This window comes from Bradyrhizobium sp. HKCCYLRH3097 (assembly GCF_051167875.1).
In the GTDB taxonomy this organism is placed as follows: Bacteria; Pseudomonadota; Alphaproteobacteria; order Rhizobiales; family Xanthobacteraceae; genus Bradyrhizobium.
The window spans coordinates 136,703-157,455 of sequence record NZ_JBNPTX010000008.1 but is presented as its reverse complement, the minus strand read 5'-3'; the positions used below and the strand labels follow the sequence as shown (position 1 = coordinate 157,455).

Below are 20,753 nucleotides of genomic sequence, written 5' to 3'. Positions count from 1 at the left end.
GAGCGGTCTTTAGACCAGTTTCCTCTGAGCGAAAAGGGTTTTGGGCCGAAATCAACGGCCAATTTGGCCGAAGAGGGTCTGAGGGGCACGGCGCCGTCGCTGGCTCGCCGAGCCGAAGCTGCGCAGCAGCGACGGCTGGAGGCCCGGCCTGGACTTGAACCAGGTTCAAGAGCGTTGCACCGCTCTTCGCGTCGTAGCTTCCGCCACCGGGCCGGGGGTGATCTTACCTCTCACGGCCGCGTGAGCCAGCCCGTGTTTCAGTTAACCCTAATCCGGTTGCTCGATGTTGGGCCACGGCGTGGGGTTGGTCGGCTCGGCCGGTCACACGGTTCCCATTGCCGGCTGCGCCACGAAGGTCATGCGCCAGGGATTGTGGCCGATATTCTTCGGCGCCCGGACGGCAGAGAGGCCGGCCTTCTTCAGCCGTGCCAGGATCTCGGCCTCGCTGTAGCGCTGCAGGCCGACCTTGGTCCGCAACTGCCGGTAATCGGACAGGGCAGTGGCGACCAGCCCGACCAGGGCATCCTTGAGGAAGCCGTCCCGCGCCGCGAACATCAGCAGCGCGAGCACGTCACGGCCCATGCCGACGTCCGGACGCAGGACGTCGCCGAGGACGAACTTTCCCGACGGCTTCAGCAGCCGCCTGATCACGGCCAGGGCTGCATCGAATTCCGCCTCGCTCATGTACTGGGCCACGGAGTTCATGACCACGAGGTCGATCGAGCCTTCCTGCATGTTGCGCAGCTCGTCCAGCGACCGCACGCGGATCTTGGTGTTGGGGGCGAAGCGCGCGATCAGCCGGCCGCGCACGCCCGGCGCCGGCTCGGCCAGGATGAGCGTCATGCAGGCGTCGGCGACCTTGGCGGCCGACAGGGCCTCTCCGCAGGAATAGTCGAGAACGACTGCGTCGGGCGAGGGAATATAGCCGACGATGTCGCGCGCGATCCCCTCGAAGTGCAGGTCGCGATGCAGCTTGCTCGCATAGATCGTGTGCGTGGAATCGTAATAATCGATCCAGTCGTCCATGGCGGGTTCCGGCAAACACAGTTCCTTGATCGGAACTGGAGGGGTCAGCGAGCGTTAACGGGTCCGATCATCCGTGTCCATCGCTGCTTCTAACAGGAAGGCCAAGCCGTGAGTAAAGCAAAGACCGACAAGACCGCCCCCGAGCTCGATACCCCGACCGATCTGTCCCCGGATGCCGTGAACAAGATCTCGACGGCATTGAACACGCTGCTTGCGGACGCCTTTGCGCTCTATCTGAAGACCAAGAACTTCCACTGGCACGTCAGCGGACGGCATTTCCATGACTACCACGAAATGCTCGACGAGCAGTCGGACGCGATCTTTGCCACCACGGACCAGCTCGCCGAGCGCGTGCGCAAGCTCGGTGGCACCACGCTGAAATCGATCAGCCAGATCAGCAAGCTGCAGACCATCAAGGACAACAACGAGGAGTATGTGCCGCCGCGCGAGATGTTGCGGGAGTTGATGGAGGACAACAAGCACGTCGCGGCTGCGATGCGGAAAGCGCACGGGCTGTGCGACGACAATGACGATCCCGCCACCGCGGGATTGCTGGAGACCTTCATCGACGAGACCGAGCGCCGCACTTGGTTCTTGTTCGAAGCCAGCCGCCAGGAAGGCAGCAACGCGGCATAGGCGGGCCCGCGTCGAGTTGAGGTCCCGGGCGCGCTGCGAGGACGTGGCGCGCCGGTCCGGCCTCGATGCCGGCCTCCGGCTCATACCATGCCAGGCTATGCGGAGTGGCCGAGTGCCGACCAGCTCCGATAGATCATGTAAGCCGCCACCACGAACACCACCGTGGCAAACACCTTGTTCAGGGTGCCGCGCGTACCGGACAGGCGAGCCGCCAGCTTCGCACCGACCAGGCCACCGGCGATGCCGGCGACGAGAAAGGTCGCCGCCAGCGCCCAGTCGACCAGTCCCGACAGCGCGTAGTTTGCTGCGGTCGTCAGTCCGAACGCCGTGACGGACACGAGCGAGGAGCCGATCGCGTAGAGGATCGGCATGCCCGTCGCAAACATCAGAGCCGGAACGATCAGGAAGCCGCCACCGATGCCGAAGAAGCCGGACAGTGTTCCCGTGCCGAAACCGAATGCCAAGAGCGGCAGCAGATTGTCGCGCGAAAGCTTGACGTCCAGCTGGCTGTTCGTGCCGCGCCTGCGCAGCATCAAGAGGCCGATCACGATCATGACCAGGGCGAACAGCAGCAGCAGCTTCTGACCGTCGACCATCTTGCCGAGCGTCGAGCCAGCGAAGGCGCCGACCACGCCCGTTGCAGCAAACACCAGCGCGCAAGGCCATTTGACGTTCCCGGAGCCGGCATGATTGGCGAGATTGGCCGCCGCGTTGATCGCCACGGCGACCGCGCTCGTGCCGATCGCGACGTGGGGATTGCCGACGCCGACCAGATACACCATGAGCGGCACGGCCAGCACCGATCCGCCCCCGCCGATCAGGCCGAGCGTGAATCCGACGAAAGAGCCGGACAGCGAGCCGAGCGCAAGCTGGGCAGCGGACAAGGTCATCCTGCGATGCTCCGGAGTGGCGTGCCGCGCCGGTGCCCGGCCGTTGCCAAATGGGAAAGCCGAGCCGCGACGTCTGCCGCGTGGTCGGTGGGGCGAGGGGGGTCCTAGAGTGCGTTGAGCGGGACTTTCAGGAAGCGCCGGCCGTCCTGATCGGGCGTCGGCAGCCGTCCCGCCTTCATGTTCACCTGCAGGGAGGGGATGATCAGCTTGGGCATGTCCAAGGTGCGGTCGCGCGCCTCGCGGGCGGCCACGAACTGATCCTCGGTGATGCCGTCGCGGACGTGGATGTTGTGCGCGCGCTGCTCGGCCACCGTCGTTTCCCAGCGGATGTCGCGGCCGTTTGGACCGTAGTCGTGGCACATGAACAGCCGCGTCGCGTCAGGCAACTCCAGCACCCGGCGGATCGAGCGATACAGCGTGCGGGCATCGCCGCCAGGAAAGTCGGCGCGTGCCGAGCCGCCGTCCGGCATGAATAGCGTGTCGCCGACGAAGGCGGCGTCTCCGATCACATGAGTCATGCAGGCCGGCGTGTGCCCCGGCGTATGCATGGCGAAGGCGGTGATTGCGCCGATCCGGTAGGTGTCGCCATCATGGAACAGGCGGTCGAACTGGCTGCCGTCGCGCTGAAACTCGGTGCCTTCGTTGAAGATCTTGCCGAACGTCTCCTGCACCATCCTGATGTTGGCGCCGATGCCGATCCTGCCGCCCAGCCTTGACTGGATGTAGGGCGCCGCCGACAGATGGTCGGCATGGACATGGGTCTCGATCAGCCAGTCCAGTTGCCAGCCGCGATCCTCGATCAGGCGAATGATCTCGTCGGCCGAATGCGGCGCGATGCGCCCCGACGCATAGTCGATGTCCATGACCGAATCGATCACCGCGCAGGCCCGCGAGCCTGGGTCCTTGACCACATAGCTGACGGTGTTGGTGGCGCGATCGAAGAACGGTGTGACCTCGGGTTTCACTGACAGGTCGACCGGATGAGGAATGCCGGACATTCAAGCCTCCCTCATTCTGAAGCGACTGCGGCGAGCGAGGGCCGGCGGCTCGCGAGCATGCGGGCTGCGGCCATTCCGATCATCATGGCCGTGACGAACAGGACGATGGCAGGCGAGCCGTAGCCGAGCGCCACGAAGGCCGGGCCCGGGCAGATGCCGGCGAGGCCCCAGCCGATGCCGAAGATCGCAGGGCCGGTTGCGATCCGCCAATCCAGCGTCTGAAAGGATGGCAGGTGGAATTGGTCACCGAGGACGGGACGCCGGCGCCGGAAAACCAGTCGGAAGCCGGCGAAGGTGACCCCCACCGCTCCAGCCATCACGAGGATCAGGCTCGGATCCCAGCCGCCGAAGCGGATCGCCGCGAAATCGAGGAAGTTGAGCACCTTCTCTGGATTGGACATGCCCGAGAGCAGCAGCCCGAGTCCGAAGATGAGGCCGACGGTGAACTGGACGAAAATGATCATGGTGCCTCACAGCACGTGGCGAACGAGGAAGGTGGTCGCGACCGCGGTGGCCATGAACACCAGCGTGGCGACGATCGAGCGCGGCGAGAGGCTGGCGATGCCGCAGACGCCATGACCCGAGGTGCAGCCGTTGCCCCAGACCGCCCCGAAGCCGACCAGCAGCCCGGCTGCAACCATATCGATCGGACCGACCTCCAGCTTCAGCGGCGGCAGGCTCCCGCTGACGATGCGGACTGCAAGGGCGGCGGCGACCAGCCCTCCTATGAAGGCGAGCCGGCCAGCGAGCGCACCGTCCCAGGGCGGCAACAGCCGCGCGGCAATGCCGCTGACGCCGGCAATACGGCCGGTCAGGCCCATCAGCATGACGGCTGCAGCGCCGATGAGGGCGCCGCCTGCGAGCGCCGTGACCGCTGTATACTCCGTGATCATATCGTCCTTGATTCCCTCGTCGGGGGCATGTTGCAATCGGCTGTCATGTGCATTATTGCATATATACGAAAATGAAGAAGTAACAATCATGACAACACAGGCCAGGCGCAAAACCCGTGAGGCCATGGTGGCGGCGCTCGACGACAAGGCGGAGGAGGCGGCGGGCCTGCTCGCTGCCATGGCGAATTCGAAGCGCCTCATGGTGCTCTGCAACCTCATCGACGGCGAGCGCGCGGTCGGCGATCTCGCCGAACAGGTCGGGTTGCGACAGGCGGCGCTGTCTCAGCATCTCGCGAAGATGCGCGCGCTCGATCTCGTCGCCACCCGGCGCGATGGCCAGACCATCTACTATCGGCTGGCGAGCCGGGAGGTCCGCGAGATCCTGCAGACGCTGTATCGGCTGTATTGCGCCTGATCAGCGCGCCTGGTGCCACAGGCGCGTGAGCGGGCCGCCCGCGCCGAGCACAGGATCGGTCGCGGGCAGCGGCACCTCCGGAATGGTTTTCGATGCGCGGGCGTGGTTCTCCGGCGTCGGCCGCGTGATCTGCATCTTCGGTCCGGGCGGATAGGCGCCGACGATGCAGAAATCGCTGCTGGCAGCGATGCATTGATGTCCAGTGCCGGCCGGCAGGATGGCGACGTCGCCCGGCCTGAGCTCCAGCTCCCGGCCCTGATCGCCGCCGAAGCGGACCCGCGCCGTTCCGCCGGCGACACCCAGCGCCTCATGCACGGTCGCGTGATAGTGCAGATAGTCGTAGACGCCGTTGCGCCACATGTCGCCCCAGCCATTGGCGGCGAACACGCGCTCGATGTCGGCCGCCGGATCGGCGCCACCCAGATCGATGACGGCCTTGTAGACCAGGAACGGCATCGGATTATTGGGCACCAGGCCGTCATCCGCGAACACGATGCTGAGCGGTTCGATCGACTTGACGCGGGGCGAGGGGGCGGCAGGCATGGCGACCTCGGAACAAAGGATGGGGCCTCGCCCTATCAATCGGCCTGCGCGGCCGCCGTTCCAGGCTCACGCCTTGGGCAGCTCGAGCACCGGGCAAGTCGTGGTGGCGTGCGCCAGCAGGCGCCCTTGCGAATCGGCGATGCGTGCCTCGGCGGTCGCGGCGCGGCGTCCGAACGACAGCGTCCTGCCCTCCGTTCTCACGATGCCGGTGGTCTCGGTCATTGCCTTGATGAAGGAGACCTTGAATTCCCGCGTGGTGTAACCGCTGCCCTGCGGGCACATCGTGGGACGGCGAGCCCCATCGCGGAATCCAGCAGGATCGCGGTGTAGCCGCCATGCACCGAGCAGATCGGATTGTAGTGCCGCAAGGCCGGCACGCTGTGCATGACGACCCGGCCGGGCTCGGCGCTGCAGTCGAACGGCGCGACGGTCTGCATGATCGGCGGCTGCGGCAAGGTCCCGGCGAAGATGCCGCGCACGAAATCGAGCCCGGGCATCGAGGCCAGTACCGCCAGGGGCACCACGCCGAATTCAGCGCGCGAATCCGTCTCGCTCATATTGTCGATCTACAATATATGATGATCATCATATGAATGCGGTGCGAAAAGATCGAGGGCAAAACAGATGCCGGCGATCACAAGATTGCGGACAGAAAAATGCCCGGGACCAGCCCGGGCATGTCGAGTGTCGTCAAGCTGCCGACCTCAGGCTGCGCTGCGCTTCTTCTCGCGCATCAGCTCGGCGAAGCGCTGAAAGAGGTAATGCGAGTCGCGCGGGCCGGGCGAAGCTTCCGGGTGGTACTGCACCGAGAACACCGGTTTGCCCTCGAGCTGGATGCCGCAATTCGAGCCGTCGAACAGCGAGATGTGGGTCTGCGTCGCGCCCGATGGCAACGTGTCCTGGTCGACCGCGAAGCCATGGTTCATCGAGGTGATCTCGACCTTGCCAGTGGTCTCGTCCTTGACCGGATGGTTGGCGCCGTGATGGCCCTGGTGCATCTTCTTGGTCTTGGCGCCGACCGCAAGCCCGAGCATCTGATGGCCGAGGCAGATGCCGAAGGTCGGTGTGCCCGACGAAATCACCTGCTGAATGACCGGCACGGCATATTTACCGGTCGCCGCGGGATCGCCGGGTCCGTTCGACAGGAACACGCCGTCCGGCTTCATCGCCAGGATGTCCTCGGCCGGCGTCGTCGCCGGCACCACCGTCACCTTGCAGCCGACGCCGGCGAGCAGGCGCAGGATGTTGCGCTTGATGCCGTAGTCGATCGCGACGACGTTGAACTCCGGATTGACCTGTCGGCCGAAGCCCTCGTTCCACACCCAGGGGGTCTCGTCCCAGGTGAAGCGCTGGGCGGAGGTCACCATCGGCACGAGGTCCATGCCCTCCAGGCCGGGCCATTCCCGCGCTTCCTTCTTCAGGGCGTCGAGGTCGAAATTGCCGTCCTTGGCATGCGCGATCACGGCGTTCGGCATGCCCTTGGAGCGGATCAGCGCGGTCAGCGCCCGGGTGTCGATGCCGGACAGCCCGATGATTCCGCGCGCACGCAGCCACTGGTCGAGATGGCGGGTGGCGCGGTAGTTCGACGGATCGGTGATCGCGGTGCGCAGGATCACCCCGCGTGCGCCCGGCGTCGCCGCCATGTTCACCGTCTCGATATCCTCGTCGTTGGTGCCGACATTGCCGATATGCGGGAAGGTGAAGGTGATGAGCTGGCCGGCATAGGACGGATCCGTCAGGATCTCCTCATAGCCGGTCATGGCGGTGTTGAAGCAGACCTCGCCCACGGCGTGGCCTTCGGCGCCGAGGCCGTAGCCTTCCAGCACCGTGCCGTCGGCGAGCACGAGGAGCGCGGTCGGTTTATGGTCCGGCCAGGCGGCGTCAGTATCGATGTGTGTCATGAGGCCCCTACATAGTGCCCCAGGCGCGCGGCGTCAAAGCGGGAAGCGGCCGATTCACATGCGATTTCGGTCAATTCGGCCGGAGTTTCGAGGCATCCGACCGGAACGGATGCGGAACCGTGTTGTTTCGGGTGGGCGAACCGCCTAGACCAGCGCCAATGGATTTTGAGAGGGCGAGAGCATGCTGCGCGACGACATCAACAATGCGGTCAAGGAGGCGATGAAGGCCAAGGACGAGCGCAAGCTGTCCACCCTTCGCATGGTGAACTCGACCTTGAAGAACGCCGACATCGCCGCGCGCGGCGAAGGCAAGCCGCCCTTGACCGACGCCGACGTGCTCGCGGTGCTGCAGAAGATGATCAAGCAGCGTCAGGAGTCGGTCGAGCTGTATGAAAAGGGCGGCCGCGCTGAGCTCGCCGCCGGCGAGCGCGAGGAGATCGCGGTCATCTCGGCCTATCTGCCGAAGCAGATGAGCGACGACGAGGTGAAGACCGCCATCTCCGCTGCAGTCGCCGAGACCGGCGCCGCCGGCATGAAGGACATGGGCAAGGTGATCGCCGTGCTGAAGGCCAAGTACACCGGGCAGATGGATTTCGCCAAGGCGAGCGCGCTGGTGAAGGCGGCGCTGTCGGGCTAGGCCGCGCGACGCGAAGCGCCCATGCATCCCCACATCGTCATGCCCGGGCTTGTCCCGGGCATCCACGTCTTTAAGACTGTCATCAAGAAGAAAGACGTGGATGGCCGGGCCTTCGCCGCGCCGAAGGGGCTTCGGCCCCGCAGGCGGGTCTTCGCCTGGCCATGACGGAGAGAACAATGCTCAAGGAAACGTCCGACTACGACCAGCTCACTCGCGACTTCCGCTGGGACATCCCGGCGCAGTTCAACATCGCGGTCGCGACCTGCGATCGCCACGCCGACGGCTCGGGGCGCCTGGCGCTGATCGTCGTCGAAGAGGACGGCGCCGCACGGCGCGTCTCATTCGATGAGCTGCGCGATTACTCCTGCCGCTTCGCCAACGTATTGAAGGCCGATGGTCTCGCGCAGGGCGACCGCGTCGCGGTGTTCCTGTCGCAGTCGCTGGAGCTGCCGATCGTCCATCTGGCGGCGTTCCGCGCCGGTCTCGTCTCGGTGCCGCTGTTCACGCTGTTCGGCGAGGACGCGCTGCAATTCCGGCTGCAGAACTCCGGCGCCAAGGTCGTCGTCACCGACGCCACGGGCCTTGCGAAGCTCGCGCGCATTCGCGACCGCCTGCCGGAACTCAAGACGATCTATGTCACTGACGGCGACGGCCTCGGCGCCCAAGCCTTCTGGCCGACGCTGGAGCGCGCCTCCGATCAATTCCCGACCGTCGCCACGTCGAGCGACGACCCTGCCATCATCATCTATACCTCGGGTACGACCGGAAATCCCAAGGGCGCGCTGCACGCCCATCGCGTACTGCTCGGCCACCTGCCCAATGTCGAGATGGTGCACGGCTTCCTGCCGAAGCCCGGCGACGTCATGTGGACGCCGGCGGATTGGGCATGGATCGGCGGCCTGTTCGATGCGCTGTTTCCTGCATGGTATCACGCGATCCCGATGATCGGTTATCGCGCCAGGAAATTCGAGCCGCAGGCCGCAATGCAACTGATGGCGGACTACGCCGTCCGCAACGTGTTCCTGCCCCCGACCGCGCTGAAGTTGATGCGCCAGGCCAATGTCAAGCACGAGGGCGTCAAGCTGCGCAGCATCCTCACCGGCGGCGAGTCGCTCGGCGCCGAGCTGCTCGACTGGGTGCGCGCGACCTTCGGCATCGATGCGCACGAGATCTACGGCCAGACCGAATGCAATCTCGTCGTCGGCAACAATGCGAGGCTGTTTCCGATCCGGCCGGGCTCGATGGGCAAGGCGACGCCGGGCTTCGAGGTGCTGATCGTCAACGACAAGGGCGAGGAGCTGCCGCGCGGAGAGAGGGGCATCATCGGCGTGCGCCAGCCCAATCCCTGCACCATGATCGAATATTGGCGCAATCCGGAGGCGACGCAGAAGAAGTTCGCGGGCGACGTGCTGCTGACAGGCGATCTCGGCACCCAGGATGACGACGGCTATTTCTGGTATGCGAGCCGCGAGGACGATGTCATCACGTCGGCCGGCTATCGCATCGGCCCGGCGGAGATCGAGGACACGCTGCTCAAGCATCCGGCAGTCGCGCTGGCGGCCGTCGTCGGCATTCCCGACCCGGTGCGCACGGAGGCCATCAAGGCGTGGATCGTGCTGCGCCCTGGCTTCGTTGCAAATGACACGCTGTCGCGAGAGATCCAGGACTTCGTCAAAGTGAAGCTTGCCGCGCACGAATACCCGCGCCACGTTGAATTCACCGACACCCTGCCGATGACGGCGACCGGCAAGGTGCTGAGGCGGGAGTTGCGGGCGCGGGGGTAGGGGGCTCCCGTTCGTGGGTGCCCAATGGTGCGCCTGGCTCCCTCGCCTCGCTGGCAGTCCCGCGCGGCACGACGGATGGCGACAGACGAGTGCAAAACTGCATCGTCATATGTGATCGCTCCGCCCCTCTGCCCACAAGTTGAAATTGAAATCCCCGCCCTCCCGCTGTTAGCATCACGGCAACAACAACATTCAGGAGGGACCGCCGATGACCGCATCCGTCTCGGGACGATCCGATCCCGTGGTGCGCCGCATCACCACGGCCGATATTGCCGAAGCCTTGACGCAAGGCCTCCGCGATTTTCAGGCTCAGCCCATGTTCGGCCTTGCTTTCGGGCTGATCTATGTACTCGGCGGCATCAGCATCGTGCTGTGCGTCACCGCCTTCGGGATGGTCTACTTGGCCTATCCGCTGGCCGCAGGGTTTGCGCTGATCGGCCCGTTCGTCGCGATCGGTCTCTACGAGGTCAGCCGCCGCCGCGAACTCGGCCAGCCGATTTCCTATGGCGGGATCTGGCGCACGATCACTTCGCGCGGCGAGATCGGCTGGATGGCGTTCGTGACGCTATTTTTCTTCATCATCTGGATGTACCAGGTGCGCCTCCTGATCGCGCTGCTGCTCGGGCTCAATGCCTCGTTCTCCAGCATCAAGGAGTTCATGACCGTGGTGCTGACGACCAACGAGGGTCTGCTCTTCCTCGCGATCGGCAATCTCGACGGCGCCGCTCTATCGCTGGTGCTGTTCTCGCTCACGGTCGTGTCGTTTCCGCTGCTGCTGGAGCGCGACGTCGATTTCGTGACGGCGATGATCACCAGCGTGCGCGCGGTCGTGACGAGTCCCGGCCCGATGATCGGCTGGGCCGCCGTCATCACCGTGCTGCTGATCATTTCGGCATTACCGTACTTCCTCGGGCTGCTGGTCACTGTGCCGGTGCTGGGCCATGCGACCTGGCATCTGTACCGCCGGATCGTAGCTCCGGCATAAGGCAAGGGCGAGCCGCGACGTAGGTTCGATGGCGCATGGACGCCGTCGAACGGGCTCGTTTCGAAACGCGGCTCGCCGGTGGTCCGGCCGGCCCCAATGTCGGAGGAGGATGATGCCGGACAACATCGCGTTGTTTGCCACGATCGTCTTGTTGCTGCCGATGTTCTATCTGCTGCTGGCTGCGCCGGCCTTTCTGCTGGTGCGGCTCGACATCGTGCCGGTCACCCGGCTCCTGCGCGGCATGTTCGACTCCTACTTCGTGGCGCTTTCGATCGCTGGCGGCATCGGCGCGCTCGCCGTGCTGGCCGACGGCCGCCCCGTTCTGGGGCTGGGCATTGGGCTGATCGCGGCGTTCGCGCTGCTCTCGCGCCGCTGGTTTCTGCGGCAGATGGACGCGCGTATCCGCGACAGGGATTCTGGCGATGCGACGGCCCTGCGTCGGCTGCGTTGGTTACATTGGGGTGGCATGCTGAGCAATGCGGTCCAGGTCGGCGCCGTCCTCGCCAGCATCCCACAGATCGCCGCGGTGTCGTAGCAGGCCTTGTCGTTTAAGGTACTGCAATCCCCATCGCCTTCAGGGCCGCCAGCATGCGCGTCGGCGGCGTCATCTTCACCGCGAGCGGCTTGCCCGTCTCGAGCACGCTCTTGAGGCTCGACAGGATGGCCGGCCAGCCCTGGCGTCCGCCAGACAGGATGTCGTCGGAGAGCGGCCGCTCATGCGCTTCAGTCATCGTGAGACGGACGGCGTCGCCGGCCGGTTCGATCTCATAGGTCACGAGCGTGCGGCCCAGTGCCTCGACGAGGCCGGGCCAGTTGACGTCCCAGGTGACGGTCAGCCGGTGCGGCGGCTCGCAGACGATCACCTGGCCGCTGATGTGTTCGGAGCCGTCCGGCGCGCGCACGATGAAGGCGCCGCCCGCCCTCAGTTCGGCTTCCACGGCGAAGCCGAAGAAATATTGCCGGCTGAACTCGGCGGAGGTCAGCGCCTGCCACACCTTCTCAGGGCTGGCGGCGATGTAGATCGTGTAGACGGTGGCGGGCTTGAACTTTGCAAGATCCATCGCTCAGACTCCCTTGCCGAGCGCTGACATCGGGATCACCAGCGCCGTTCCGGTCTCAAGCAGACTTTTTAGGCCGGACATGATCGCGGGCCAGCCGTTGGAAACCGCATCGAGCAATCTCCGTGCCCCTTCGAAGCCTTCATGCGTCAGGGTCAGCTTGACGGAGTTGCCGTGCTGTTCGATCGCGAACACGACCTTGGTCGGCTGCTCGTTGCGAAACTCGTCTTTCAGGACGTGCTGGAAGGTGTAGGAGAGCCGGCGTGGCGGATCGAACTCCAGAATCTGGCCGACATCCGTCGCCATCCCGTCGGTCACCAGCGTGAACGGCGAGCCGACGCGCCAGTCGGAATGCAGTTCGGTGCCGAACCAGTAGCGCTTTGCGAATTCGTTTGATGTCAGCGCTTCCCACAATTTCTCGGGCGTCGTCGCGATATACGTGACGTAGACGAATTCGGGCTTACTCATCGCGCTCCTCCAATTGCCGCTTCAACTCGCTGAGCGCGGCGAGCTTGCCGCGCTCGAATTTCCTGATCCAGCGCTCCCCGATGTGATGGATCGGCACCGGATTGAGATAGTGCAGCTTCTCGCGGCCATGCCGGATCGTCGCGACCAGATTGGCCGCTTCCAGAATGGCAAGGTGCTTGGTCACGGCCTGTCGCGTCATCGCGAGGCCGTCGCAGAGTTCGGTCAGGGTTTGCCCGTTCCGCGCGTGGAGCCTGTCGAGCAGGGCGCGTCGTGAGCCGTCCGCAAGCGCCTTGAAGACATCATCCATGTGAGAAAGAATAGGCAACCAAATGGTTGCGTGTCAAGAACGCTGCGCTGTGGATCGCGCGAGGACAAGCGGGCTTTCCTCTGCAGACATGTCGTGCATTAGTGAGCGCCTCATTCGCATCGAGGCGCCTCATGTCCCTGCAAGTCTATCTCGCCTTCGTCGCCGCCTGTATCGGGCTGGCGCTGCTGCCGGGTCCCGTCGTGACGCTGCTGATCGCCAACGGTCTGCGCCACGGGACCCGCGCCGCGCTCATCAATATCGCCGGCGTGCAGACCGGGCTGGCGATCGCGATCGGCATCGTCGCCGTCGGCCTGACGTCGCTGATGGCCACGATGGGCTATTGGTTCGAATGGGTGCGGCTGGTCGGTGCGGCCTATCTGGTGTGGCTCGGAATTCAGCTCATCCGCTCGCCGATCGAGGGGATCTCTGCGGGCGAGGCGCCGCCACCGCCGCCGCGCGGCGGCTTTTTCCTGCAGGGGCTGCTGGTGCTGCTCTCAAACCCGAAGGTGATGGTGTTCTTCGGCGCGTTCCTGCCGCAGTTCATGGACATGAGCCGGGACCACGTGCCGCAGGTCGGTTTGCTCGGCGTCACTTTCATGGTGATCGCGGGTCTCACCGACGCGATCTATGCGCTGCTCGCGGGCCGTGCGCGAAAACTGTTCTCGGCCAGGCGGACGCGGCTGGTGTCGCGCATCTCCGGCGGCTTCATGATCGGCGGCGGCGTGTGGCTGGCGCTGACCCGGGCACGGTGAGCACGCGTTCGGCCCCGCGGCCGCATCGCCGTCTGCTGACGCGCGCTACAGGCTGATCGTCCCCTTCACCACCGGCGCGACGTCGCCGCCGATCCAGATCGTGTCGCCGTCCTGCGCGACATGGACGCGGCCGGCGCGACCGAGCACGGTGCCCTGGGAGGCGACATATTGCTTCGGAGCAATTCCGGCTCCGATCAGCCATTGCGCCAGACTTGCATTGAGACTGCCCGTCACCGGGTCCTCGCCGCCGCCCCACATGAAGCCGCGGACCTCGTAGTCGGCATCTGTGCCATCTTGCGCCCGATCCCATGGCGCAACAACGCCGATCGGCTGTTGCGGCAGCGACGCCGGATTGTAGCGGATGTCGAGCAGCGCGCGGCGCGAGTCGATCAGCACGCCGATCCAGCCCGGGCCGTTGTCGATCCACTGCACGGCGCGCATCGTGCTCGTTGGGATGCCGAGCGCTGCTGCGATCCTGCTCGTCAGCTCGGCATCGACGGCGCCGGAGCGGCGGAGGGGCGGGGCGGCGAAGGCGAGGCGATCTCCGTCACGCTTGATGCGCACGAGGCCCGCGCCGCATTCCTGCACCACATGCTCGCCCTTTGACCGGCCGCCGAGCGCGAGCCATACGTGGCATGAGCCGAGCGTCGGATGGCCCGCAAAAGGCAGTTCGCGCTGCGGGGTGAAGATGCGCACGCGATAATCAGCGCCCGGATTCTGAGCGCGTGACAGGAAGGTCGTCTCGGACAGATTGGTCCAGTTGGCGATCGCCTGCATCGCTGCATCGTCGAGGCCGTCGGCCTCGGCGATCACGGCGAGCGGGTTGCCTTTGAAGGCGACCTTGGAGAACACGTCGACTTGATGGAACGGAAGCGCGAGCATTGCGGTGCCCTCCTCGATGTCGGCGTCAGTCGCGCCAGAACGGCTTGTTGGCCTCTTCCTGCACGACCACGGGATCAAGGCCGCAGTCGCGCATCTGCTCGCGATCGAGCATCGCCAGTTCGGACCGCCAGAACAGGCGCCGCAGCCAGAGTTGCGGGACCTGGAGCAAATTGCTCTTTCCGTGGGCAACCTGCGGAGTTGCCCAACGCTGCGCCAGGGAATATGCCATGAGTCACCTATCGCTCTTCAATTGCGTTGTTCGAAGAGCAATCGCGCAGTACATATCTCGGTGCAATCGAAACATTGCTCTCGGTGCAATATAGCATGAATGCTTCGTATACGGCCCTGGTGGACGACATTGCCGAGGACATCGCCAACGGCAGGCTGAAGGCCGGCGACCGGCTGCCGCCGCAGCGTCAGTTCGCCTATGAACGGGGAATTGCCGCATCCACGGCAGCGCGCGTCTATGCCGAATTATTGCGCAGGGGTCTGGTCGTGGGCGAGGTCGGGCGCGGCACCTTCGTCGCGGGAGAGGCGGTACCGGTACCACCCTCGCTGCGGCTGGAGCCGTTCGATGGCCGCATCGATCTCGAGTTCAATTTCCCGACCCTGCCGGATCAGGCGGCCCTGATCGCGAAGTCGCTTGCCGCATGGCAGCGGCCGGAGAAGCTGGCGCCGGTGCTGGCGCCGATCACGCAGCGGCGGCTGGCCGAGGCCGGGCGCACCGCCGCGGCCTTCTTCGCCAGCGAGCGCTGGCGCCCGCGCGCGGAGAACTTCGTCTTCGCCGGCAGTGGTCGGCAGTCGCTGGCTGCGGCGATCTCGGCGCTGGTGCCGGTCGGTGGCCGGCTCGGCGTCGAGGCCGTCACCTATCCGATGATCAAGGGCATCGCGGCGCGGCTGGGCGTGACCCTGGTGCCGCTCGCGATGGACGGCGAGGGCGTCCGCCCGGATGCCCTGACCAAGGCGCACCGCGCGAGCGCGCTCAACGCGATCTACATCCAGCCGGTGATGCAGAATCCGCTCGGCCTGACGATGAGCGAGGCGAGGCGCGAGGAGATCGTGCGTCTGGTGCGCAAGCACGAGCTGATGATCATCGAGGACCTCGTCTACGGCTTCCTCAGCGATCAGGTCTCGCTGGCGACGCAGGCCGAGGAGCGTGTCGTCGTGGTCGACAGCCTTGCCAAGCGGCTCGCGCCGGGGATTGCGGTCGGTTTTCTCTACGTGCCGGGAAGCATGCGCGAAAAATTCGCCGCCACGGTGCGCACCGGGGCCTGGTCGGTGACGTCGCTGGCGCTGGCCGCCGGCATGGGGCTGCTCGCCGACGGCACGGCGGCCGAGATCACCAGGCGCAAGCGGGCCGACGCGCTGGTGCGGCAGGCGATCGTCGCCGAGTGCCTCGCCGGCCATCACATCGAGGCCGATCCGCGCTCCTACCATGTCTGGCTGCATCTGCCGGAGGGCTGGCGCGCCGAAGCCTTGACCGCCGCGGCCGCGCGCGCCGGCATCGCGATCACGCCGGCGAGCGCGTTTGCGGTGGCGCACGGCCATTCACCGAACGCGGTGCGGCTCGCGCTCGGCCTGCCGAGCCATGACGATCTGCGCACGGCGCTGTGGCGGCTCGCGGGCCTGCTCGCCCATCACGACGCCTCCGACATGACGGAGTAGCGGGCTAAGCGAGACCCTTGCTGCGCAGCTCGACCTCGATCTCGCCGAGAATGCGGATCAGCCGCTCGGCCCAGCGCTGCTGGTCCTCGGGCTCGGCGATTTCGTTCTGACGAATCTCGATGCCGGAATTGATCAGCCCGCGCGCCTCGCCATGCACGGGGATGGTGTAGTCGGTGCCGTCGCCGACCGCATAGGGCTGATTGTCGCCCACCACGAGATCGGGCTCGGCCCGCAACGCCCTCAACAGCAGCGGCGGCAGCACACGGTCGTGCTGATACAGCGTGCCAATGTGCCAGGGCCGCGCGATGCCCGCATAGACCGGCGTGAAGCTGTGCAGCGAGACGAGGATGGTCGGCCGCCCCGCGGCCTTGCGCGCATCGAGCACCTCGGTGATGCGGTCGTGATAGGGATCGAAGATCGCGCGGCGCCGGAGCTCGGCGTCCTCATGCGTCAGACCCTCATTGCCGGGGATCGTGGTGCGCTCGCTGATCATCGGAATCGCGTTCGGCGCCTTCGGCGAGCGGTTGCAGTCGATCACCAGCCGCGAATAGCGCTGCGCGATCAGATGCGCATCGAGCGCCCGCGATACGGCCTCCGCGACGCCGGCGATGCCGATGTCCCAGGCGATGTGCCGCTCCAGTTCGCTTTCGGGCAGGCCGAGATCGCCGAGTGCGCGCGGCAGCAGGCGGCCATAGTGATCGCACGTGAAGAACAAGGCCGACGCCCCATCGGCGTTGCGCTCGAGCACGGGTGGAACTTCGTCTGGCTGGAGGAGTCGATGAGTGTTGCTCGTGCCGGACACGGTCATGCTGCCTCCCGTTGCTTCATGAAGCGGCAGACCGATCTCGGATTGGGCAGACGGATGAGGATTGGGCCGGCGGACATCATGATGGTCGCCCAAACGATGCTGATTCTGGCGATCATTCACAAGACAGAAGTTCGCAATGGGCCTACGGTCCGGGCTGGATGAGGCTGGCGCATCGTGCCGCTCGAACGGGGCGAAGGAGCCTTCATGCTGATCAAGGTTGGATTTGAGATCGCCTATGCGGCTCCGGCGGCAACGCCGATGGTGATCATGCTGTCGATCCATCCGTCGCGCTTTCCCGACATCGTCGGCACCGAGACGATCACGACCGAGCCCAAGGTGCCGATCAAATTCTACAACGACAGCTTCGGCAATCTCTGTGGACGGCTGGTGGCGCCGGCCGGCGGGGTCACCTTCCACGGCAGCGCCATCGTCCGCGACAGCGGGCGGCCGGACGCGATCGATCCCGGCGCCCAGCAACTGTCGATCGAGCAGCTGCCCGATGAGCTTCTGCTGTATCTGATGCCGAGCCGCTATTGCGAGACCGACAAGCTGGCCGAGGTCGCCTGGTCGTTGTTCGGCAGCGCGCCGGCGGGATGGGCGCGCGTGCAGGCGATCTGCGACTTCGTGCACAGCCACGTCACGTTCGGCTATGAGCACGCCCACGCCATGAAGTCGGCGCACGACGTCTATCAGCAGCGCGCCGGCGTCTGCCGCGACTTCGCCCACCTCGCGCTGACCTTCTGCCGCTGCATGGGCATTCCGGCTCGCTATTGCACCGGTTATCTCGGCGACATCGGCGTGCCGCCGGACCCTGTCCCGATGGATTTCTCGGGCTGGTTCGAGGTCTATCTCTCGGGCCGGTGGTACACGTTCGATGCCCGCCACAACGTGCCGCGCATCGGCCGCATCCTGATGGCGACCGGACGGGACGCCGCCGACGTCGCGCTGTCGACCTCGTTCGGCCTGATGACCCTGACCAAATTCCACGTCGTCAGCGATGAGATCGCGGCCGCCTGAGCAGAGAAAGGCGCGGCCGGCCGCCGCTTCGCATCATCGGCGATCGCCGCTATAGACGGGCCATGACCACCGATCTCCTGTTCGTCTACGGCACGCTGATGCGCGGCTTCGACCATCCGATGGCGCGGCTGTTGTCGGCCAATGCCGATTTCGTCGCCGAGGCAAGCTGCCGCGGCCGGTTGTACCGCATCCAGCATTATCCCGGCCTGGTGCCGTCCGATGACGCGGCCGATCTCGTCCATGGCGAACTGTTCCGGCTGCGCCAGCCCGAGCCGATGCTGCGCGAATTCGACATGTACGAGGCCTGCGGCGAAGGCTTCGCCGCGCCGACCGAATATCTGCGCCGGTGCCTCGCCGTGACGCTGGCCGACGGCGCGGCCCGCGAGGCCTGGACCTACGTGTACAACTGGCCCGTGGACGAGGTCGCCCGCATCGCCTCGGGACGGTTTTTGGCGCCCTAAGTCTCTCCGCGCCGTCATTCCGGGACATCGCGCAGCGATGGGCCCGGAATCCATAACCACGAACGGTGCGAGGACACGCAGTGGCGCGGCCGTCCCGCCTCACGACTGGTCGTGGTTATGGATTCCGGGCTCGCCCTGCGGGCGCCCCGGAATGACGAGAGGAGAGGGCCGTGCCTGTGAATAGCCCGGACAAGCCGGAGGAAGTTCACATTTCGTACACGGGTGCCTATATGCCTAGGCCACCACCACAGGACCAGCCCGCTCATGGCCCGCTTCACGCCGGAATTTCTCGATGAGCTGCGCGCCCGGCTTCCGGTCTCGGACGTCGTCGGCAAGCGCGTGAAGCTCAAGAAGGCCGGGCGCGAGTGGAAGGGGCTGTCGCCGTTCCAGCAGGAGAAGACGCCGTCCTTCTACGTCAACGACCAGAAGGGTTTTTATCACGACTTCTCGTCCGGCAAGCACGGCAACATCTTCGACTTCGTGATGGAGACCGAGGGCTGCAGCTTCCCCGAAGCCGTGGAGCGGCTCGCGGGAATCGCCGGCCTGGCGCTGCCCGCGGTCACGCCCGACGCGGCGCGCCAGGAGCGGCAGCGCAAGACGCTGTACGACGTGATGGAGCTGGCGGCGAAGTTCTTTTCTGACACGCTGGCGTCCCGTCATGGCGCGCGCGCCCGCGGCTATCTTGCCGATCGCGCGATCCTGCCGCAGACGCAGCTCCAATTCCGGCTTGGCTACGCGCCGCCGGATCGGTTCGGCTTGAAGGAATATCTCGGCGCCCAGGGCGTCCCGGTGGCCGACATGGTCGAGGCGGGATTGCTGGTCGGCGGCGACGACATTCCCGTGCCGTATGACCGCTTCCGCGACCGCGTGATGTTCCCGATCACCGATCTCCGCGGACGCGTCATCGCCTTCGGCGGCCGCGCGCTGCAGAAGGACGTGCCGGCGAAATACCTGAACTCGCCGGAGACGCCGCTCTTCCACAAGGGCGACAACCTCTACAATCTCGCCAGCGCCCGTCAGGCCGCCCATAACGGCGCGCCGATGATCGTGGTCGAGGGCTATGTCGACGTCATTGCGCTGGTCGCGGCCGGCTTTGCCGGCGCCGTGGCGCCGCTCGGCACCGCGCTGACCGAGAGCCAACTTTCGCTGATCTGGAAGATGGTCGACGAGCCGATCCTGTGTTTCGATGGCGACCGCGCCGGCCAAAAGGCGGCCTATCGGGCCGCAGACCTTGCTTTGCCGCATCTCAAGCCTGGCAAGAGCCTGCGCTTCGCGCTCTTGCCCGAGGGACAGGATCCCGACGACCTCGTCCGCTCCGGCGGTCGCGGCGCGGTCGAGGAGGTGCTCAAAATCGCAAAACCCCTCGCCGAGGTGATCTGGTCGCGCGAGATCGAGGGCGGCAGCTTCAACACCCCGGAGCGCCGTGCCGCGCTGGAGGCGCGGATCGGCCAGCTCACCGGCGGCATCGCCGACGAGGTGGTACGGCGCTACTACAAGCAGGATCTCGGCGACCGGCTGTACCGGGCGTTCGCCCCGGACGGCGGCCGGGGGTTTGGCCGCGGCTTCGGTGCCGAATCAGGACGGCGTTTTGCTCCCCGCAGTCCCGGTTCCGGACAGCCTGGGCGGTTATCCACAGGAGGCGGTCGCCGCGGCGGACCGCCATCCACAGGCCAGGCCATGGCCCGCGGCCCCTACCAGGCGGCCAGCCCGCAGCTCGCCATGAGCCCGATCATGCGCGGCCAGCGCTCGGCGATCTCGCGCCGGGAGGCCCTGATCCTGCAGTGCCTGATCAACCACCCCTGGCTCCTGCACGACCACCTGGAGGAGGTCGCCGCGCTGGAACTGGCCCATCCCGAGGCGCACAAGCTCCGCGCCGCCATCATCGCCGCCTTCGCCCACGACCATCACCATTCGCCGGATCCGGACGAGCAGGCCGAGAAGATGCGGGCCGATCTGGAGAAGGCAGGCTTTTCCGAGCTTCTTCAACGGGTTGAGCGCGCGATCACGACGGCGGCGGTGTGGGCGACCAAATCGGGCGCGGCGCGCGATGACGTTCTTGCGACCTGGCATCAGCTGGTTGCCTTGCATCGGCAATGGCACTCCTTACTTAGGGAATTGAAGGATGCCGAGCTGGCGCTGGGCGAGGAGCCGAGCGAGCCGAACATGGGCTGGTTGAGGGACGTGAAGGCCAGGATGGCCGAGATGGACGGCACCGAAGCGCTGATCGAAGGCTTCGGGGAACTGTCCGGACGCACCAACCGCAACGTGTAGATGGGACGCCCGGCGCCCTGTCGCCAGTTGAGCACATTTCGGCCCGATCCGCCCGCGCGGTATCAGGTCCGCGCGAAAAGACTCGCCAAATCCATGGTTTGGCTGCAAAAACAGGGTTAATCGAAGTTTAAGAGGTCCGGGGCATTTTCTGCGGCAGATGGGTTGGTTTCGCTGTCGGACACCGCGCCTGCATGTCGGGCGCCGGATTCGATTGCAAAACCGGTATCGCTTTTGCAAGAAACGCGCGCCGGTCCGAAAACGGGACGACACCAGCGTAGGACGAAACGAGCGACGGGCTTCAGGGGGTGGCGACGTTAAAAGTGCGCCGCCCTTTCCGCGTCGAGAACAGTTTGAGT

Annotated in this window: 24 protein-coding genes, 1 tRNA gene and 1 pseudogene; 11 read left to right on the top strand and 15 right to left on the bottom strand. The window is 65.8% G+C overall.

What is annotated here, in order from left to right:
• Positions 1-136: 136 nt before the first annotated feature.
• Positions 137-213: transfer RNA gene (locus tag ACQR0U_RS20600), tRNA-OTHER, on the bottom strand.
• Positions 214-321: 108 nt separating this feature from the next.
• The gene (locus ACQR0U_RS20595; protein WP_315717517.1) at positions 322-1,026 is read right to left on the bottom strand and encodes a class I SAM-dependent methyltransferase; all 705 of its coding nucleotides are present in this window, start codon (positions 1,024-1,026) and stop codon (positions 322-324) included.
• Between the two features lie 108 nt (positions 1,027-1,134).
• Between ACQR0U_RS20595 and ACQR0U_RS20590 the strand changes: the two genes are divergently transcribed.
• Positions 1,135-1,662 (top strand): Dps family protein, encoded by a 528-nt coding sequence (locus tag ACQR0U_RS20590; protein ID WP_315717516.1) that lies wholly within the window; start codon positions 1,135-1,137, stop codon positions 1,660-1,662.
• 95 nt (positions 1,663-1,757) lie between these two features.
• Here ACQR0U_RS20590 and ACQR0U_RS20585 read toward each other — a convergent pair whose 3' ends face one another.
• The 4 genes from ACQR0U_RS20585 to ACQR0U_RS20570 all read right to left on the bottom strand — a co-directional run bounded on the left by ACQR0U_RS20585 (position 1,758) and on the right by ACQR0U_RS20570 (position 4,533).
• Positions 1,758-2,552: a sulfite exporter TauE/SafE family protein gene (locus ACQR0U_RS20585; RefSeq protein ID WP_434843632.1), complete on the bottom strand. Its 795-nt coding sequence runs from the start codon at positions 2,550-2,552 to the stop codon at positions 1,758-1,760.
• Between the two features lie 104 nt (positions 2,553-2,656).
• Positions 2,657-3,550: an MBL fold metallo-hydrolase gene (locus tag ACQR0U_RS20580; protein ID WP_315717514.1), complete on the bottom strand. Its 894-nt coding sequence runs from the start codon at positions 3,548-3,550 to the stop codon at positions 2,657-2,659.
• A gap of 11 nt (positions 3,551-3,561) precedes the next feature.
• A complete protein-coding gene (locus ACQR0U_RS20575; RefSeq protein ID WP_315717513.1) occupies positions 3,562-4,014 on the bottom strand; it encodes a DUF6691 family protein in 453 nt (150 codons plus the stop codon).
• Between the two features lie 6 nt (positions 4,015-4,020).
• Positions 4,021-4,533 carry a YeeE/YedE family protein gene (locus tag ACQR0U_RS20570; RefSeq protein ID WP_316159411.1) on the bottom strand — a complete coding sequence of 171 codons (513 nt, stop codon included), beginning with the start codon at positions 4,531-4,533 and terminating at the stop codon, positions 4,021-4,023.
• Here ACQR0U_RS20570 and ACQR0U_RS20565 point away from each other — a divergent pair.
• Entirely contained in the window at positions 4,532-4,858 is a 327-nt protein-coding gene (locus ACQR0U_RS20565) for an ArsR/SmtB family transcription factor (RefSeq protein ID WP_315717511.1), read from the top strand. The two genes, ACQR0U_RS20570 and ACQR0U_RS20565, sit on opposite strands and share 2 nt — an antisense overlap.
• Here the strand turns inward: ACQR0U_RS20565 and ACQR0U_RS20560 are convergent, their stop codons facing one another.
• The 3 genes and pseudogenes from ACQR0U_RS20560 to carA all read right to left on the bottom strand — a co-directional run bounded on the left by ACQR0U_RS20560 (position 4,859) and on the right by carA (position 7,302).
• Positions 4,859-5,401 (bottom strand): cupin domain-containing protein, encoded by a 543-nt coding sequence (locus ACQR0U_RS20560; protein ID WP_315826723.1) that lies wholly within the window; start codon positions 5,399-5,401, stop codon positions 4,859-4,861.
• A 66-nt stretch (positions 5,402-5,467) separates the two neighbouring features.
• Positions 5,468-5,958: pseudogene (locus ACQR0U_RS20555) on the bottom strand (PaaI family thioesterase).
• 147 nt (positions 5,959-6,105) lie between these two features.
• Positions 6,106-7,302, bottom strand: coding sequence for a glutamine-hydrolyzing carbamoyl-phosphate synthase small subunit (gene carA, locus ACQR0U_RS20550; RefSeq protein WP_315754612.1), 1,197 nt, complete (start codon positions 7,300-7,302; stop codon positions 6,106-6,108).
• 181 nt (positions 7,303-7,483) lie between these two features.
• Here carA and ACQR0U_RS20545 point away from each other — a divergent pair, with 181 nt between their 5' ends.
• The 4 genes from ACQR0U_RS20545 to ACQR0U_RS20530 all read left to right on the top strand — a co-directional run bounded on the left by ACQR0U_RS20545 (position 7,484) and on the right by ACQR0U_RS20530 (position 11,243).
• The gene (locus tag ACQR0U_RS20545) at positions 7,484-7,939 is read left to right on the top strand and encodes a GatB/YqeY domain-containing protein (RefSeq protein ID WP_315717508.1); all 456 of its coding nucleotides are present in this window, start codon (positions 7,484-7,486) and stop codon (positions 7,937-7,939) included.
• Between the two features lie 176 nt (positions 7,940-8,115).
• A complete protein-coding gene (locus tag ACQR0U_RS20540) occupies positions 8,116-9,723 on the top strand; it encodes an acyl-CoA synthetase (RefSeq protein WP_315717507.1) in 1,608 nt (535 codons plus the stop codon).
• Between the two features lie 208 nt (positions 9,724-9,931).
• The gene (locus ACQR0U_RS20535; protein WP_315717506.1) at positions 9,932-10,708 is read left to right on the top strand and encodes a DUF2189 domain-containing protein; all 777 of its coding nucleotides are present in this window, start codon (positions 9,932-9,934) and stop codon (positions 10,706-10,708) included.
• A 112-nt stretch (positions 10,709-10,820) separates the two neighbouring features.
• On the top strand, positions 10,821-11,243 hold the full coding sequence (locus tag ACQR0U_RS20530; RefSeq protein WP_315826724.1) for a hypothetical protein: 423 nt from the start codon (positions 10,821-10,823) through the stop codon (positions 11,241-11,243).
• Between the two features lie 13 nt (positions 11,244-11,256).
• On the opposite strand, the gene ACQR0U_RS20525 is transcribed toward ACQR0U_RS20530, so the two are convergent.
• The 3 genes from ACQR0U_RS20525 to ACQR0U_RS20515 are packed head-to-tail and all read right to left on the bottom strand — an operon-like array spanning position 11,257 to position 12,541.
• Entirely contained in the window at positions 11,257-11,769 is a 513-nt protein-coding gene (locus tag ACQR0U_RS20525) for an SRPBCC family protein (protein WP_315717504.1), read from the bottom strand.
• A gap of 3 nt (positions 11,770-11,772) precedes the next feature.
• Positions 11,773-12,234, bottom strand: coding sequence for an SRPBCC family protein (locus ACQR0U_RS20520; RefSeq protein WP_316171518.1), 462 nt, complete (start codon positions 12,232-12,234; stop codon positions 11,773-11,775).
• Positions 12,227-12,541 carry an ArsR/SmtB family transcription factor gene (locus ACQR0U_RS20515; protein ID WP_315754598.1) on the bottom strand — a complete coding sequence of 105 codons (315 nt, stop codon included), beginning with the start codon at positions 12,539-12,541 and terminating at the stop codon, positions 12,227-12,229. Before ACQR0U_RS20515 ends, ACQR0U_RS20520 begins: the two co-directional genes overlap by 8 nt.
• Positions 12,542-12,672: 131 nt before the next feature.
• Between ACQR0U_RS20515 and ACQR0U_RS20510 the strand changes: the two genes are divergently transcribed.
• The gene (locus ACQR0U_RS20510; RefSeq protein WP_316171520.1) at positions 12,673-13,293 is read left to right on the top strand and encodes a LysE family translocator; all 621 of its coding nucleotides are present in this window, start codon (positions 12,673-12,675) and stop codon (positions 13,291-13,293) included.
• Between the two features lie 45 nt (positions 13,294-13,338).
• Here ACQR0U_RS20510 and ACQR0U_RS20505 read toward each other — a convergent pair whose 3' ends face one another.
• The gene (locus ACQR0U_RS20505; RefSeq protein WP_434843631.1) at positions 13,339-14,175 is read right to left on the bottom strand and encodes a PhzF family phenazine biosynthesis protein; all 837 of its coding nucleotides are present in this window, start codon (positions 14,173-14,175) and stop codon (positions 13,339-13,341) included.
• Between the two features lie 25 nt (positions 14,176-14,200).
• Complete coding sequence (locus ACQR0U_RS20500) at positions 14,201-14,344, bottom strand: hypothetical protein (protein WP_315717499.1); 144 nt, start codon at positions 14,342-14,344, stop codon at positions 14,201-14,203.
• 86 nt (positions 14,345-14,430) lie between these two features.
• On the opposite strand from ACQR0U_RS20500, the gene ACQR0U_RS20495 reads away from it, so the two are divergent.
• Positions 14,431-15,840: a PLP-dependent aminotransferase family protein gene (locus ACQR0U_RS20495; RefSeq protein WP_315754592.1), complete on the top strand. Its 1,410-nt coding sequence runs from the start codon at positions 14,431-14,433 to the stop codon at positions 15,838-15,840.
• Between the two features lie 4 nt (positions 15,841-15,844).
• Here the strand turns inward: ACQR0U_RS20495 and ACQR0U_RS20490 are convergent, their stop codons facing one another.
• Positions 15,845-16,648, bottom strand: coding sequence for an N-formylglutamate amidohydrolase (locus ACQR0U_RS20490; protein WP_315810603.1), 804 nt, complete (start codon positions 16,646-16,648; stop codon positions 15,845-15,847).
• A gap of 204 nt (positions 16,649-16,852) precedes the next feature.
• On the opposite strand from ACQR0U_RS20490, the gene ACQR0U_RS20485 reads away from it, so the two are divergent.
• The 3 genes from ACQR0U_RS20485 to dnaG all read left to right on the top strand — a co-directional run bounded on the left by ACQR0U_RS20485 (position 16,853) and on the right by dnaG (position 20,397).
• Entirely contained in the window at positions 16,853-17,665 is an 813-nt protein-coding gene (locus ACQR0U_RS20485; RefSeq protein WP_434843630.1) for a transglutaminase-like domain-containing protein, read from the top strand.
• A 62-nt stretch (positions 17,666-17,727) separates the two neighbouring features.
• Positions 17,728-18,126, top strand: coding sequence for a gamma-glutamylcyclotransferase family protein (locus ACQR0U_RS20480; RefSeq protein WP_315754588.1), 399 nt, complete (start codon positions 17,728-17,730; stop codon positions 18,124-18,126).
• Between the two features lie 264 nt (positions 18,127-18,390).
• Positions 18,391-20,397 (top strand): DNA primase, encoded by a 2,007-nt coding sequence (gene dnaG / locus ACQR0U_RS20475; RefSeq protein WP_316171530.1) that lies wholly within the window; start codon positions 18,391-18,393, stop codon positions 20,395-20,397.
• Positions 20,398-20,753 lie beyond the last annotated feature (356 nt).